We start from the raw sequence: 15,807 nt of genomic DNA, 5'->3' as shown, positions 1-15,807 counted from the left end.
ATTTGTGTGTATTAGAAATTAACGTTCAATCCGATCAGCACATTCTTAGCCTGTGGATAACGGCCTTTGTCGATACCCAGTTCGTCCATACCTACTTCCGGATCGTAACCAGTGTATTTGGTGATGGTGAACAGGTTGGTAGTAGTAACATATAATCTTACCGCACCGATATGCGCCTGGTTGGTCAGGCTGGCTGGTAATGTATAACCCAGGGTGATATTCTTGATACGCAGGTAAGAACCATTCTCAATATACCAGTCGGAAGTATTACCGTAGTTACCATTCTTATCGGTAGAAATGATACGGGTAACATCTGTGTTGGTATTCGTTGGCGTCCATGCATTCAGGATACCGGTCAGCATGTTGTAGTTAGTACCGATGCTAGGGTTCATGTTGGTGTATTTCAGGGCATTGAACAGTTTATTACCCTGTACACCCTGTGCAAATACGTTCAGGTCAAAACCTTTGTAGCTGGCATTCAGACTGAGGCCATAAGTGAAATCAGGGAATGGGCTACCTACCACTTGTCTGTCGTTGTTGTTGATCACACCATCACGAACACCATTTGCGTCAGGTTGGTCGATGAATTTACGGTCGCCTGGTTTTGCATTTGGCTGGATCAGCTGACCATCTTTGTTTACGTAGTTATTGATCTCTTCCTGTGTCTGGAAGATACCGGCAGTTCTGATCACGTTATAAGCATAGATCTCATGACCTACACGTGTTACGATCGGGTTCAATGTACTACGTACGTTGATGTTTGAAGAAGATACAACTTCGCTCAGGCCTGATTGCAGCGATATCAGTTTATTTTTGATAGCTGTAGCTGTGGCGCCAACACCGAATGTGAAGTCTTTTCCTATTTTACCGTTGTAGTTAATGCCCAGTTCAATGCCCTTGTCACGTGCTTTGCCCATGTTCTTGTACATGCCTGAGCTAACACCTGCTGTACTTGGCGGATCTACCTGCATGAGCATCTTCTCAGTGGTCTTAATGAAGTAGTCGGCAGTGATAGACAGGCTGTTTTTGAAGAAAGCGAGGTCTGTACCGAAGTTCAGCTGACGGGAATTGGCCCATGTCAGGTTGGGATTCGATAAAGCGTCTTGTGCCAGACCTGTAGTTTGTGTACCGTTAGCGCCGGTGTAGATATTCACTGGTTTAAGGTTAATGTTGATAACGTTGGCAGGAAGACTAGCCAGGTTACCTAACAGACCATAGCTGGCACGGATTTTCATGAAGCTGAGCACATCATTCTTATGAAGGAAGTCTTCTTCTGTCAGTACCCATCCACCGGAAACAGAGTAGTAATTCTGATAGCGGTTCTGTGGTGCAACGATAGAGCTACCATCACGGCGACCCAATACTGTCAGCAGATATTTACCTTTATAGTCGTAGTTAATACGGCCCAGCATGGCTTCAATTGCAGTCTGGCTTCTGCCGCTGGATGGTTTTGCCCAGGCGCCTGCATTATCAAAATAGCGGTAAACATCCCGCTCATCACCAAAGTTGCTGGCAGATACAGACAGATAGGTGTTGTCATCGTGCTGATAAGTATAGCCAGCTACAGCAGTGATGTTATGCACACCCGCAATTTGTTTGGTGTATGTTAATGTCTGCTCAGACAGAATGTTGGTCCCGTTTTTTACATCTTCAGTCAGTCCATTGCTGGTATTAATCTTACCGATCTCCAGTGCACGGGTGGTGAAGTTTTTCTGATCGCTGAAAGATTTGGTAAATGAGAAGTTGGAACGGAATACCAGGTCTTTTGTCAGTTTTACCTCAGCGTAAGGGTTGATGTTAATGTTGCTCACCGGTGTTTTATTGTCCATCCTGGTCAGGATCGCCACAGGGTTGGCGAGGTCACCGTATGAACCTGCATATGCGATCGGCATGCCGCTGAAGGCACCGGTAGAAGTATATGGCGTAATATTACGTGGATAACCCAGGGCGGTGAAGATAGCGCCGGTATAAGGGCTGGTGGTGTTTGCGCCATTACCGTTGTTGTAGGTAAATGACATGTTCTCACCTATTTTCAGCCATGGTTTTATCTGAGCATCTGAGTTCATGCGGAAAGTATAACGTTCAGCATGTGTATTCAGCAGGATACCTTCATTACGACGGTAGCCAAAGCTCATATAATACCTGCTTTTGTCAGTACCACCTTTTACACCTACGTTGTAGTCCTGGATCTTTCCCGTGCGGAAGATCTCGTCCTGCCAGTCTGTACGTGTAACTTGTCCGTCGGGATACTTAGTAGCATTAAAAGCATCCGCCGGAGCTACACCTGCTGCGGTATATGCGATGTTCTCAACATCTGCGAATTGTTTTGCATTCAGCAGGTCGAGTTTTTTAGCGGCAAACTGCCAGCCGGTTTTAGCATCCAGGGTGACAGTAGCAGTACCTTCCTTGCCTTTTTTGGTAGTGATCAGGATCACACCGCCGGAAGCTCTCGCACCATAGATAGCGGCAGACGCATCTTTCAGTACGTTGATAGATTCAATGTCATTTGGATTGATAGGACCGCCGTTATAGATAGATCCGTCAACGATGTACAGGGCAGATTCGCCATTGATACCACCCAAACCGCGGATGTAAACGGTAGGATTGGAGGTCGGATCACCACCATTGTTCTGAATGATCACACCGGGTGCTTTACCCTGCAATGCTTCAGCTGCGTTGTTCAGTGAGCGGGAAGTCAGTTTATCCAGTTGCACATCAGCAACAGCGCCTGATACAGTGGCTTTACGTTGTGTACCGTAACCAACGACTACCAGCTGATTCAGGTTAAGACTGTTCTCTGCCAGTACGATCTGAAAATTGCGTTGTCCACCAACTGCGATCTCCTGTGTTTTAAAACCAATCATGCTTACTACCAGTACAAGGTTGTCACTGGCTGTTGCAGACAATTTGAAATGTCCGGATGCATCCGTACCTGTACCAATATTGGTTCCTTTGATCATCACGGTAGCGCCGATCAGCGGACCATTATTATCATACACTGCACCGGTGAGGGTGATCTTTTCTTCTGTTGGCTGCAACGTATTAATGGCAGCAAGAGATGCGCTGTCATAGATCAATACGGTGTTATACTTTTCTTCAAACTTCAGCGAAGACTGGCTAAGCAGGTCCTGCAGGATGCTGATCACTGTTTTCTTCTGATAAGTGTTTGCATGCACCTGAATCTTCTGCAGTGCAGCTTCATCGTAAGCAAGGCTGATCTGTGCTTTTGATTCCAGTTGTTTCAACGCAGCAGAAAGGCTGCCTTGCTGTACCTGGAAACGCTGCAGGATCTTTTGTAGTGCCTGCGCGCTGGAAGGCGAGGCGAAGGCGGTAGACGCCAATACGAGCAACGCCAGTCCTGCGAGGAATACTGAGCGAAGCCGCAGAGAGAATTGTAGAGTGTTTTTTTGCATATATTAAAGATTAAGGTAAAGGCATGAGTATGGCTGTTCCACCGGAATGGAAGCAGTATGCTGAATAATGGATTGGCATTAAGAATGAAGAATTAAACCACAGTGGTCAATTCCTGTTGCCCTAATTGACTTGTAGTTGATCGTTTTGCATGCTAAAATGAATTTTTGGTCTGTAACTGATTTTTTCAATAATGTCCAGGACTTCCTGCAAAGTCATTGTAGCCGGAATGTGTAATGTGTAATTGCCCTGATGTACGTCCAATGCTGTGGTAGCTGTAATGCCGTACTGATTTTTTATGGTTAGTAATAGATCCTGTAAAGTGGCATTGCGTAGTATGATCTCTCCTTTTGTCCATGCGAGGAGATCGGTAGCAGCAACGCTGTCCTGCTTTACAGATTGTTCACTGAATGTTACTCGTTCTGACGGTCCCAGGGTAGCTGGCTGAGTACCCTGACGCTCTACCTGTACCTTACCGGTAGCGACTGCTACTCTTGATATATGTAAGGCGTTGCTGGCCTCAATCGTAAAAGAAGTGCCCAGTACAGTGGTGCGTACACCGCTGTTGTCTTCTACGCTGAATGGTCGTGTGTCTTTTATTACATCAAAGAATGCTTTGCCCTCAGTTAGTTTAACAGGCCTTGCATTGTCCGGAAAATGAGATGGATATTGAATAGTGCTGTACGGACCTAATAATACCACTGTATTATCCGGTAACACGACGCGCTGTAATTGCCTGCTGGTATTTTTTACTGTCTCCCAACCCGTGGCGGAGTGTGATAACTGCCGGGACGGATGTCTGAAATATTGTTGTGCGAAATATCCTCCAATGATCAGTGGGGCCACTACTGCTGCAACCCTGGCTATGCGCAGGCCTATGCGGCGGGGGCGGACAGTCAGGTCGGGCCATATCTGCTGCTGCATATTCTTTTTGATCTGCTGCATTTCAATAGCAGATAGTTCAGGTACGGAGTCGTCCTGTTCCAGTGCATCCAGCCATTTAGATAAAAGTGCTTCTTCTTCCGGTGAGCAGCCGCCCTGGCGGAATTTTTCCAGTAGTGCTAATAGTGTCCCTTTGTCCAAACTGTTCCGTGATTTATAATAAGACACGGGAAACGGGAGTTTTAACTATTGGATGATCCGTCTTAACAATTCGGTAATATGAAAAATCAGCTGGCGATGGTTTTCCAGCCATTCCGCAGTCGCTGCATGGCTGTACTGAGCTGGTTCCGGATGGTTTGGGGGGAAGTGCCCAGTCTGCCAGCGATCTCGGCAACGGAGAGGTCTTCTATCCGGTGGAGATAAAATACGTCTTTCATTTTGTCGGGCAGACGGTTGATGGAATGCATCAGTTGCTGTTCGGTTTCTTTAAGCTGTAGCTGTTCGGAGGAAGAAGGGGCATTGGTGTCAAGTACCTGGGTGAAGATGTCGACATGTTTCTGATAAACATGTTCATCGCGGAGGGCGTTCAGCAGCCTGTTTTTGAGGGCGCTACGGAGATATGGCAGGATGGCAGTTACTTCAGGCAGTGCGTCATGTTTTTCCCATAGATGGATAAAAAGGGCTTGTACACTATCCTGTGCCAGGGAATGATCCCTGGTAATTTTACAGGCATAGGTGAAGAGAGGTGCCCAGTATTCTTCGAACAACTGGCGGAAGGCAGTTTCATTACCTGTCCGGATAGAGCTCCACAAAGTGTATTTACCTTCTTTTGACATAAAAAAACGTGGTGCAAAGTTATTGGTTGTTATGTACCCCTGTAGCTGCTCTAAATTATGAAATTGTTAAACAGGTTGTAATACAATAAAAAAAATCCCGGGCTGTCTGCCCGGGACGAATAAGGTTGTATATAGGGAAGTATTACATGGCAGCCAGTTGTACTTTCTGCTGCAGTTCAATTACATTGTCACGGAATGCATTGTCAGTATCCATCAGGTCTTTTACAGTCTGGCAGGAGTGGATAACAGTGGTGTGATCCCGTCCGCCGAAATGTTCTCCGATAGTCTTAAGCGAATTCTTGGTAAAAGATTTAGCCAGGTACATAGTGATCTGTCGTGCCTGTACTATTTCACGTTTACGTGTTTTCTGCAATAACTTATCGTAAGGCACATCGAAATACTCGCATACCATTTTCTGTATGCTTTCGATGGTGATCTCTTTGGAAGAGGTCTTTACGAAAGATTTCAGTACACGTTTTGCCAGTTCCAGATCGATCTCTTTTCTGTTCAAAGAGGACTGGGCCAGCAGGGAGATCAGTGCGCCTTCCAGTTCACGTACGTTGTTCTGAATATTATATGCAACATACTTCACTACTTCTTTTGGCATCTCCAGACCATCATTACGCATTTTCATTTCAAGAATTTCCATGCGTGTTTCAAAGTCGGGCATCTGCATGTCGGCGCTTAGTCCCCAGCGGAAACGGCTCAGCAGCCTTTCCTGTAAACCGTCCAGATCTTTTGGTGGTTTATCTGAAGTTAAGATAAGTTGTTTACCGGATTGATGCAGATGGTTGAAGATGGCAAAGAATGCATCCTGAGTTTTTTCTGCACGCGCAAAAAATTGTATATCATCTACGATCAATACATCTATTAACTGATAGAAGTGAATAAAGTCATTGATGATACTATTCTTGGAGTGATCAATAAACTGATTGATGAATTTCTCTGCACTTACATATAATACTGCCTTGTTAGGATGAATGCGTTTTACTTCATTACCTATTGCCTGAGCAAGGTGTGTTTTACCAAGACCAACGCTACCATATATCACTAAAGGATTGAATGATGTACCACCTGGCTTTTCAGATACAGTTTTACCTGCTCTGCGTGCCACACGGTTGCAGTCACCTTCAATAAAAGATTCCAGCGTATAGTGAGGGTTCAGTTGTGAATCGATCTGTACGCGCTTGATGCCTGGAATGACAAAGGGGTTCTTTACAGGGTTCTGTATAGTTAAAGGAAAATCTACCTCGCTGTCCTTCTTGCTGTTTGTGAACTGTCCAGGCATGTTTACTGTTTTCGGATGCTGGTGTGGAGTACCGTTTTCCACCACAATACGATACTCAAGTCTTGCCTCTTTTCCCAGTTCGCGTTTGATTGTTTTTCCCAGCAACCCCACATAGTGCTCCTCCAGGTATTCATAAAAAAACTGGCTGGGCACTTGAATGGTTAAAACATTGTTTTCAAGCTGGATGGGTTTAATTGGTTCAAACCAGGTTTTAAATGGCTGCCATTCCACAATATCCCTAATTATATTAAGACACCTTTCCCAAACTTGTTCGCAAGTTTTATTCATTGAGCTATTGTAAATTAATGTTGTTCTTAAATTAAGGATTGTTCTCGAATTGCAAATCTTATCAACGTGGGGGGTTGATAGATTTTCAGACAGGACGACGAATATCAGTAGAAAATGTTGAAAAAAAAAATTTATCTCCCCTTGTTTTTATTTCTCTGATAACAGTTTGCCGACTCTGTTTTTCGCTGTTTTTATTCTCTTTTTTGAGCTTGTTTTTTTGCCATTTTAATACGATGAAAGTCAGTACTGCACTGCTTTGATAGACAGGCTTTTCCAGTTGACATTAACTTGTTTGTCATAGATATGTGTACTTACTGATAAAATACTATTGTACGCAATTACAAGCTACATTTTGATCATTAAAAATGATCGCTCCGAATGTTGATAATTCCATTGCGGGGGTGCAAAACTATGTTAGTAATTGCATTTAAAAAAATGTCCTTTAGGTTAGCAAATACCATGCAAAATTATTATATACGCGCCCGCACGTTAGGTGGCTTCTTCTATAACTGCCTGTTTTAAATTTTATTGCGTCGGACTTCTGCTAAAAAACCTATCTTTGGCCCTCTGAACAGCTAAAAATTTTTATATGAGTTTTGAAATAACCGGAAAACTGATCGTGAAGTATAATACGATGCAGCGTAGCGAAACCTTTAAAACCAGGGAGTTCGTTATCGAAAAGTCTGATGATATCAATGGCCGCGTTATAAATAACTACATCAAGTTCCAGGCGGTGCAGGACAGAACTGCTATCGTAGATCGCTTCAACGAAGGAGAAACCGTGAAGGTTTACTTCAACATCAAAGGAACCCGCTGGGAAAAAGACGGCAGGGTGAATTACATCACAAACCTTGATGCATGGCGCATGGAATCTGTTGTGGCAGGCGGATCTTCTACAGACTCAATGCCTAATTATAATACTTCTCAGGAAGTATCTTCCGGAGGTGGTCAGGCTGATGATCTGCCATTTTAATGCCCTGACAATAACAACTCGTTAACAAAATAACTGGAAACGGATACCTGAAATACGGGTATCCGTTTTCAATTGTTAGGATAACTACCTAACCATTGTGCATATGATTCAACAACTCTCTCTCAAATTGCTGCCGTCCCAGGCGGCTTCCGACATCACCATTATCGGGGAGGCAGCTGCTGCTCTTGGTATAAAGTCTTCCGCCATCACCGGCTTCCATCTGCTCAAACGCTCTATTGACGCACGTTCCAGACAGGTTTATTTCATGCTCACCATTAAAGTGTTCGTGAATGAACCATTCCAGGAAAGAGAACGGATCATACCGATATATGACTCATTGCCGGCTGATGCTCCTCAGGCGATTATCGTAGGTGCAGGCCCGGCAGGCTTGTTCGCCGCACTGCGTCTTATCGAATCAGGTATCAGACCCATTGTACTCGAGCGTGGCAAGGATGTACGGGCAAGACGGAGAGATCTGGCCGCATTGAATAAAACAGGTATCGTTAATCCTGACTCCAACTACTGCTTTGGTGAAGGTGGCGCCGGTACTTATTCTGACGGTAAATTATATACACGCTCCAACAAGCGCGGCGACATCAACCGCATACTCAGCATCTTTGTTCATTTCGGCGCTACCGAAAAGATCATGTATGATGCACATCCCCATATAGGTACCAATAAATTACCACATATTATTGTCGCCATGCGCGAGCAGATCATCAATAGTGGTGGTATGGTATTATTTGAACAGAAAGTCACTGATATTTTAACTAAGAATAATCAGGTAACAGGTGTACAGACTGCCGGCGGACAAACCTTCTCTGCTTCCCAGGTAGTCCTGGCTACCGGCCACTCCGCCAGAGACATCTTCCGCCTGCTACATCAGAAAAATATTCTCATCGCTGCCAAACCATTTGCACTCGGTGTTCGCGTAGAACATCCGCAGGCATTAATTGATAGTGCACAATATCATTGCCCGACGAGAAATGAGTATTTACCCCCAGCCAGCTACAGTCTTGTAGAACAGGTAGAAGGTCGGGGCGTATTCTCTTTCTGTATGTGTCCGGGCGGCATCATTGCGCCAGCGTCAACAGATCCGGGAGAACTGGTGGTGAATGGATGGTCTCCTTCAAAACGTGATAACCCTTATGCTAACTCCGGAATGGTAGTCACCGTTGATGAAACAGACTTCCTTCCTTTTGCAGATAAAGGCCCTTTGGCAGCGATGTATTATCAACAGATGGTAGAGCGCGATGCCTTTACAGTCGGGGGCGGACAATTTGTAGCGCCCGCTCAACGGATGACGGATTTTGTACACAATAAGACTTCCACAACCTTGCCTCCCTGCTCTTATCTGCCGGGTGTAAACAGTGCTGATCTCCGTGAAGTCCTGCCCGTTAGTGTGCACCAAAGACTGGCAGCAGCCTTTAAAGCGTTTGGCCGTAAAATGAAGGGATACTATACTGCCGATGCTATTCTAGTAGCCACTGAGTCCCGCACTTCTTCTCCCGTACGTATACCCCGTGAAGACGATACACTCACACATCCACAGATCAGCGGCTTGTACCCTTGCGGTGAAGGCGCCGGATATGCTGGTGGTATCGTATCTGCTGCCATGGATGGAGAACGGGTAGCAGAGCGGATCGTGGCTTTCTATCACGCATAATATCCGTTTTATCACACTTTTTTAAAAAGTGTAAAAGGGATAACTATCATTGCTGAAAGTTTTATCCTTATGAACCAGCTACGAAAAACAGAACTAGGTGTTGCAACAGGGCTTTTCCTGTTGATCATATTCTCTCTTTTATATAAGAGTGTTTCTTATAACGTATTTGATCTGCAACATGAGTATGGTTATAAGTTCGCCAGGTATGACCAGGTATTTGATTATTATAAACATTACCTGTTACCATTGCTTGCGCATATTACAGTTGTATACCTTGCTTTCCTGAGTGTAAACACCTGGATCATTCCTTCTTTTTTTGAGAGTGGCCGTTGGAAGATAGGAGTACCATTATTACTGATCACCTGCGGAGTTGTGTTCCTGACTATATTGATAGCTTCCACATGGTATAACGGCTACTTGTTTGGTGTATACAAAACTGTGCGTGGTGTACATATGCATTGCGCAAAATCAGCTTTTATCATTACAATATTTTATGCCACTTTATATGCATTGTATTATGCTGTCAGGTATTTATACTTTCAGCAACTGCATCCGAAGATCGTTAAGAAACCATGGTTCAACCAGGTGATCGTTGAGCTGATCACTATGTTGCTTCTCATTGCAGCAATCACGCTGATATTGCCGGGAAGAAGAACTATGGAAAAAGGTGTATTTATGTTTTTCGTTGGTTTGTACTTCGGTAGTACTTACCTCATATTACAGTATCGCCTGCTTCCCCGGTACCGCCTGCATCAGAATATGCGTATACTGATAAGAGATACAGCATTCGTCTGCCTGACAGTTTTAGGATTACTCCCGCTATTCTGGATCATGGATCACCATGTGGAACCACCGGCACTACTGGCATTTTGCTTTTCTTTATATGCAGGCGCGCTGCTGCTGATATTGCCGTTATCAATATGGATCTTCAGTATGCGGCAGTCACGCAATAATACCATTCTCGGACTACGTAAAGCGCTTGATAAATCTGAAACAGGACTTGACTTTTTACGCTGGCAGATCAATCCGCATTTTCTCTTTAACGCATTGAATACTTTATATGGTACAGCGTTGATGGAAAAAGCATCTTCTACGAGTGAAGGCATTCAGAAACTGGGTGATATGATGCGCTTCATGTTGCATGACAATTTGCTGGAACGTATATCTCTCACCAAAGAAATAGCTTATCTGGAAAACTATATCGCACTACAACGTCTGCGTGTACAGGGAACATCGGATATACAGATCGAAGTCAATATAAATGATACACATTGTGAACATGAAATAGCACCCATGCTGCTGATCCCTTTCGTGGAGAACGCATTTAAACATGGTATCAGTCTGCGTAGCAGATCACGTATTACCATATCTTTATCATGTGCACCAGACAAGATCTATTTTGATGTTTATAATACTGTACACGCCAACAGAGCCGTTGAAGTAGAAAAGGATAGCATGGGTATCGGATTGCATAATGTACGGCAGCGCCTGGCATTGTTGTATCCCAACAAGCATGAGTTAAACATCCGGGAAACAGCTACAGAATATTTTGTACATCTCACCATTGAAATAGTATGAAGTTAACTGCTATTGCCATAGATGATGAACAGGTGGCTTTGTCCGTAATACGTACACATGCTGCAGAAGTCCCCTTCCTGGAAATCAAAGGTTATTTCACTGATCCCTTCAAAGCACTGGAATACCTGCAGCAGGAACAAGTAGACCTGCTATTTCTTGACATACGTATGCCCGATATCTCCGGACTGGAACTGATGACCACCTTACCCGGCGGACCAATGGTGATATTTACCACCGCCTATTCTGAGCATGCGGTACAGAGCTTTGAACTCGATGCGCTGGATTATTTACTGAAACCCTTTTCTTTTGAACGTTTCCTCAAAGCATGCAACAAAGCAAAAGGATTAAAAGAACTGATACAACAACGTCAGAAATCAGATGTGCCTGCTCATATCATGATCAAAAGCGGGTATGAGCAATACAAGGTGCCGTTTGATGATATCCTGTACCTGGAGAGCGCCGGCAACTATATCAGTTTTGTGTTGAAAGACAAACGCATTCTTTCCCGCCTGTCCATGCAGGAAGCCCTGGCCCTTCTGCCACCAGATAAGTTTACCCGTGTACACCGGTCATTCATCGTAGCCAACAACAAAATTGAAAAAGCAGACAGGAACTGTCTTTACATCGGCCAGGTGCCTGTCAGCATCGGCGCCGCTTACGCCCACGCAGCAGAGAACATATTGAGGTAATTTCCTCCTTTCTCTCATATTATTTTTTTACATTTATTCTATGAACCTCATAGAAATAAAACATCTGCGTAAATACTATGCCACTCACAAGGCAGTAGACGACATCAGTTTTGTTATTCCAAAAGGCAGCATATTTGGATTGCTGGGGCCTAATGGCGCGGGTAAGACAACATTACTGCGTATGATCACGGGCATCTTTTATCCTGATCAGGGGGAAATATTGTTTAACGAGCGTCCATTCAATCCCCACACAGATATCCATTCCATCGGTTATATGCCGGAAGAAAGAGGACTGTACAAGAAGATGAAAGTGGGAGAGCAGGCTTTATACCTGGCACAGCTGAAAGGGATGTCGGAGAAGAATGCAAAAGACAAGATCAAATACTGGTTCGATAAGTTCGAGATCAACAGCTGGTATAATAAAAAAGTGGAAGAATTGAGTAAAGGAATGCAGCAGAAAGTGCAGTTTATTTCCACTATTATGCATAGTCCGGAGTTACTGATCCTCGACGAACCGTTTTCAGGTCTTGATCCTATCAACGCCAATCTTATCAAGCAGGAAATATTTGACCTTAGTAAAAGCGGTACCACTATTATTTTTTCTACCCACAGAATGGAACAGGTGGAAGAGATCTGTGATCGCATCGTACTGGTGAACCAGGGCAAGAAATTGCTGGACGGCGAAGTGAAACAGATCAAGCAGGATTTCAAGCAACACCTGTTCCGCATTGGCGTAGGTGTAATGCCGAACTTCGCACAGATGGCTACCTATCATTTTTCAATCATCAAACAGGAGGGACTTGCTTATACTGTCAAGCTCAGTGAAGGCAGCACAACCAATGATATTCTGATGCATTTCATCAGGCAGGACATTCCGGTAACCTATTTCCAGGAAATACTACCTTCCATCAATGAAGTATTTATTCAACAGGTCACTTCCATGACGAATGCAACGGTGGAAACTTCCAATGAAGGTCAGCCTGTTTATTCCTGATCTTCATTCCCGTACTTGTTAAATTCGTTATTTCTAACCCGTCATTCCTGAATGCTATGAACAAAATCTGGCTGATTATAAAGAGAGAATTTATGACCCGCGTAAGAAAGCGCTCTTTCCTGGTAGTAACGCTACTGGTGCCGCTGTTCTTTGCTGCGATGGTGGTCATTCCTATCCTGATTGCAACAAATTCAAAAGAAGAGAAACGTATTGCCGTGATAGATGACAGTCATCTTTTCATGAACCGTTTCCCCGACGATAAAGGTGTATACTATAAATACCTGCTAAATACCGGTGTGGATTCCTTCCAGCATAAATATGCTGACTATGGTTATTCCGGACTGCTATATATTCCTGAACTGAACATCGACCGGCCCGCAGGTATCACTTACTACAGCAATGCACAACCAGGCCTGGCTGTGGAAAGTCGCCTTACCCGCCGTGTGAATGATCTGATTGAGGAGGAGCGCCTGAAAAAAGCTAACATAGATGCTGCACAACTGAAAGCAGTGAAGTCTGATATCAGCATTGATTTCAAAACAGGAGAGGAGGGCAAGAAAGGAAGCTCCGCCGTAGCCTACGGCGTCGGCTATGCCAGTGGATTTATCATTTATATTATCCTGATGTTTTTTGGTATGTCTGTGATGCGTGGTGTGATGGAAGAAAAGGTGAGCCGTATCGCAGAAGTGATGATCTCCAGTGTGAAACCTTTCCAGCTGATGATGGGAAAGATCATTGGTATTGCTGCAGTTGGATTGTTACAATTCCTGATCTGGGTCGTGCTTATCATTTGTGTACAGCTGGTATTGCCATTATTCCTCTCCGGCGATACTGTAAGCGCAATAAGTGAAGGTGGCGCCATGATGCAAAGCAGCAGCAGTGCAGCTGCCATGGAAGCAATGGAGAAGATCCAGTTCGTAGTAGGTAGTATCAACTGGACAGTTGTTATCACCTGTTTCATATTCTACTTCCTGGGTGGATACCTGTTCTATTCCGCTTTATTTGCGGCTGTAGGCAGTCTCGTAAATGAAGATCCTACAGATGCGCAGGCATTGACATTTCCGATCACATTGCCCATCATCATTGGTATTATGGTGATGATATCCTCGGTACAAAATCCCACAGGACCACTGGCATTCTGGGGCAGTATTATTCCGTTTACATCCCCTATGGTGATGATGGCACGGATACCTTACGGTGTACCCGGCACAGTGCCTTACTGGCAGCTTGGATTGTCAATAGGTTTGTTGATAGCAGGTTTCCTGTTTACTACATGGATGGCAGGAAAGATATACCGTACGGGTATATTGCTGTATGGTAAGAAGATTACGTGGAAAGAGGCGATTAAGTGGATTGGGAGGAAGGCGTAGCCCTTACAGACACAACTTACTTCTCGTCGCATTAAACTCATCCCATATTTCTCTAACGATATCACCGGCAGGTTTAAGTGTATGTATCAATGCACTTACCTGCCCGATTTCGAGTTCCCCTTCTTCGAGGTTGCCTTCAAACATACCCGTTTTTGCGCGGGCACGTCCCAGCAATGCTTTTAACACCTCCGGATCAGCGCCATTATCTTCAGCTGCTTTCACTGCTTCAAAAAAGGTATTCTTCAGCAGTCTTACAGGAGTAAGCTTTTTCATAGCCAACATGGTATCTCCCTCTTTCGCATCCAGTATGGCTTGTTTAAATTGAGGATGAGAAGAGGCCTCCGGAGAGGCAACGAACCTGCTACCTACCTGCACGCCTTCCGCTCCCAATGCAAATGCTGCGGTCATCGCCTTCCCTGATCCAATACCGCCTGCAGCAATAACAGGTATCTGGACCTTCTCACATACAGCAGGGATCAACACCATAGTAGTCGTTTCTTCGCGGCCGTTGTGTCCACCAGCTTCGAAGCCTTCTGCTACTACTGCATCCACTCCGGCGGCTTCACTTTTGGCTGCAAACAAGGCACTGGATACCACATGTACCACGGTGATACCTGCGGCCTTCAGTGCAGGCGTCCAGGTTTTAGGATTGCCCGCGGAAGTGAATACAACAGGAACCTGTTCTTCGATAACAATATCGATCAGTTTATTAATGTCCGGATATAACAGCGGGATATTGACACCAAATGGTTGTGTTGTCGCCTGTTTGCATTTCTGAATGTGTTCTCTTAATACGTCAGGATACATGCTGCCAGCACCAAGCAGGCCCAATCCACCGGCATTGCTCACTGCGCTGGCTAATCGCCAGCCACTGGCCCAGATCATGCCGGCCTGGATAATCGGATATTGTATGTGGAATAATTGGGTGACGCGGTTCATGGAAGTGAAAATAGGATGTTTCCCTGAAATTGAGCAAATGTTAATTAACAAAACACAATAGACTCCGTTAGGAGTCTCAGTGTTTGTAGCGCGGGGTGCAACCCCGGGAATAGGAGGGTAACCCCAGGGATCGGGCGATGCGATCCCAGATCGGTGATGCACCCCCCTGATCGGCGACGCAATCCGGGAAACCGGTGGTGCAACCCGTATTTGTAACACAGGGCGCCCCCCTCGAACCCATCATTACCCATCAATAAATTCAAACATGAATTTAGGTTCATATGGAACTGCAAACTTTTCCAGGAACTGACGATATTCTTCCTGAAATGTGACTTTCTTATGATGATCTTCCTGGTTTAAAACATATTTAACGACATTGTCAATATGGGAATGAGAATATGAAAATACACCATAGCCTTCCTGCCAGCTAAATTTGCCTCTGACCCATTTTTTCATATTAATAAACTGATTTGTCTTTGATTTAATATCTCTGACAAAATTCGAAATATGAATATCCGGTCTGAAACCTATAAATAAATGTAAATGATCAGGCATACAATGTACTGCCAGCATTTTAGCGTTCCTGGCATGCACAAGGGATGTAATGTATTTGTGTAATTCTTCTTTGTGCTTGCGGTTGATTAAATTCTCCCTGTGTTTTACCGCAAATACGAAATGCAAATAGATTTGTGAATATGTATTAGCCATAAACGGTTGGTTAGCAAACAGTATTTGAGCATTTTGGGATATAAATGTATTGATATAAACGGGAACGTATACATGTGTAATGAAAATGAACAAAATGAACATAACATGGGGGACCCTCCGGAGGACCATATGCGTCCCGGGGTTTCACCCCGCGCTACAAACACGAGGCTCCTAACGGAGCCTAT

The 15,807-nt window shown here is 44.5% G+C and carries 12 protein-coding genes; 6 read left to right on the top strand and 6 right to left on the bottom strand.

From position 1 onward, the window contains the following. Positions 1-11 precede the first annotated feature (11 nt). From BLR32_RS02315 to dnaA, 4 genes are all read right to left on the bottom strand, one after another. The gene (locus BLR32_RS02315) at positions 12-3,413 is read right to left on the bottom strand and encodes a SusC/RagA family TonB-linked outer membrane protein (protein ID WP_089828623.1); all 3,402 of its coding nucleotides are present in this window, start codon (positions 3,411-3,413) and stop codon (positions 12-14) included. Between the two features lie 121 nt (positions 3,414-3,534). Next, positions 3,535-4,494, bottom strand: a complete 960-nt coding sequence (locus BLR32_RS02310; RefSeq protein ID WP_089828622.1) for a FecR family protein — start codon at positions 4,492-4,494, stop codon at positions 3,535-3,537. Between the two features lie 86 nt (positions 4,495-4,580). Beyond that, positions 4,581-5,129 carry an RNA polymerase sigma factor gene (locus BLR32_RS02305; RefSeq protein ID WP_089828621.1) on the bottom strand — a complete coding sequence of 183 codons (549 nt, stop codon included), beginning with the start codon at positions 5,127-5,129 and terminating at the stop codon, positions 4,581-4,583. 142 nt (positions 5,130-5,271) lie between these two features. Further along, the gene (gene dnaA, locus BLR32_RS02300) at positions 5,272-6,705 is read right to left on the bottom strand and encodes a chromosomal replication initiator protein DnaA (protein ID WP_089828620.1); all 1,434 of its coding nucleotides are present in this window, start codon (positions 6,703-6,705) and stop codon (positions 5,272-5,274) included. 589 nt (positions 6,706-7,294) lie between these two features. Here dnaA and BLR32_RS02295 point away from each other — a divergent pair. The 6 genes from BLR32_RS02295 (at position 7,295) to BLR32_RS02270 (ending at position 13,975) form a co-directional block, all read left to right on the top strand. Then, positions 7,295-7,678 (top strand): DUF3127 domain-containing protein, encoded by a 384-nt coding sequence (locus BLR32_RS02295; protein WP_089828619.1) that lies wholly within the window; start codon positions 7,295-7,297, stop codon positions 7,676-7,678. 103 nt (positions 7,679-7,781) lie between these two features. Then, positions 7,782-9,344, top strand: a complete 1,563-nt coding sequence (locus BLR32_RS02290) for an NAD(P)/FAD-dependent oxidoreductase (RefSeq protein ID WP_089828618.1) — start codon at positions 7,782-7,784, stop codon at positions 9,342-9,344. A 69-nt stretch (positions 9,345-9,413) separates the two neighbouring features. Continuing rightward, positions 9,414-10,922 (top strand): sensor histidine kinase, encoded by a 1,509-nt coding sequence (locus tag BLR32_RS02285; RefSeq protein ID WP_089828617.1) that lies wholly within the window; start codon positions 9,414-9,416, stop codon positions 10,920-10,922. Next, on the top strand, positions 10,919-11,611 hold the full coding sequence (locus tag BLR32_RS02280) for a LytR/AlgR family response regulator transcription factor (RefSeq protein ID WP_089828616.1): 693 nt from the start codon (positions 10,919-10,921) through the stop codon (positions 11,609-11,611). The genes BLR32_RS02285 and BLR32_RS02280 overlap by 4 nt, the downstream gene beginning before the upstream one ends. 40 nt (positions 11,612-11,651) lie before the next feature. Further along, positions 11,652-12,605 (top strand): ABC transporter ATP-binding protein, encoded by a 954-nt coding sequence (locus tag BLR32_RS02275; protein WP_089828615.1) that lies wholly within the window; start codon positions 11,652-11,654, stop codon positions 12,603-12,605. Positions 12,606-12,697: 92 nt separating this feature from the next. Continuing rightward, the gene (locus BLR32_RS02270; RefSeq protein WP_176842135.1) at positions 12,698-13,975 is read left to right on the top strand and encodes an ABC transporter permease; all 1,278 of its coding nucleotides are present in this window, start codon (positions 12,698-12,700) and stop codon (positions 13,973-13,975) included. A gap of 3 nt (positions 13,976-13,978) precedes the next feature. Here the strand turns inward: BLR32_RS02270 and BLR32_RS02265 are convergent, their stop codons facing one another. Together BLR32_RS02265 and tnpA are read right to left on the bottom strand one after the other, a co-directional pair. Further along, entirely contained in the window at positions 13,979-14,914 is a 936-nt protein-coding gene (locus BLR32_RS02265) for an NAD(P)H-dependent flavin oxidoreductase (protein ID WP_089828613.1), read from the bottom strand. Positions 14,915-15,157: 243 nt separating this feature from the next. After that, entirely contained in the window at positions 15,158-15,622 is a 465-nt protein-coding gene (gene tnpA, locus BLR32_RS02260) for an IS200/IS605 family transposase (protein WP_089828612.1), read from the bottom strand. Positions 15,623-15,807: the final 185 nt, after the last annotated feature.

It is taken from the genome of Chitinophaga filiformis, assembly GCF_900102545.1.
GTDB lineage: Bacteria > Bacteroidota > Bacteroidia > Chitinophagales > Chitinophagaceae > Chitinophaga > Chitinophaga filiformis.
The sequence above is the reverse complement of the archived record's forward strand: the minus strand, read 5'-3'. Positions and strand labels throughout refer to the sequence as shown.

Excerpts from the sequence above, each read along its gene's own strand:
- BLR32_RS02315 (WP_089828623.1), bottom strand. The coding sequence starts at position 3,413 with ATGCAAAAAAACACTCTACAATTCTCTCTGCGGCTTCGCTCAGTATTC.
- BLR32_RS02305 (WP_089828621.1), bottom strand. The coding sequence starts at position 5,129 with ATGTCAAAAGAAGGTAAATACACTTTGTGGAGCTCTATCCGGACAGGT.
- dnaA (WP_089828620.1), bottom strand. The coding sequence starts at position 6,705 with ATGAATAAAACTTGCGAACAAGTTTGGGAAAGGTGTCTTAATATAATT.
- BLR32_RS02295 (WP_089828619.1), top strand. The coding sequence starts at position 7,295 with ATGAGTTTTGAAATAACCGGAAAACTGATCGTGAAGTATAATACGATG.
- BLR32_RS02290 (WP_089828618.1), top strand. The coding sequence starts at position 7,782 with ATGATTCAACAACTCTCTCTCAAATTGCTGCCGTCCCAGGCGGCTTCC.
- BLR32_RS02285 (WP_089828617.1), top strand. The coding sequence starts at position 9,414 with ATGAACCAGCTACGAAAAACAGAACTAGGTGTTGCAACAGGGCTTTTC.
- BLR32_RS02280 (WP_089828616.1), top strand. The coding sequence starts at position 10,919 with ATGAAGTTAACTGCTATTGCCATAGATGATGAACAGGTGGCTTTGTCC.
- BLR32_RS02275 (WP_089828615.1), top strand. The coding sequence starts at position 11,652 with ATGAACCTCATAGAAATAAAACATCTGCGTAAATACTATGCCACTCAC.
- BLR32_RS02270 (WP_176842135.1), top strand. The coding sequence starts at position 12,698 with ATGACCCGCGTAAGAAAGCGCTCTTTCCTGGTAGTAACGCTACTGGTG.
- BLR32_RS02265 (WP_089828613.1), bottom strand. The coding sequence starts at position 14,914 with ATGAACCGCGTCACCCAATTATTCCACATACAATATCCGATTATCCAG.
- tnpA (WP_089828612.1), bottom strand. The coding sequence starts at position 15,622 with ATGGCTAATACATATTCACAAATCTATTTGCATTTCGTATTTGCGGTA.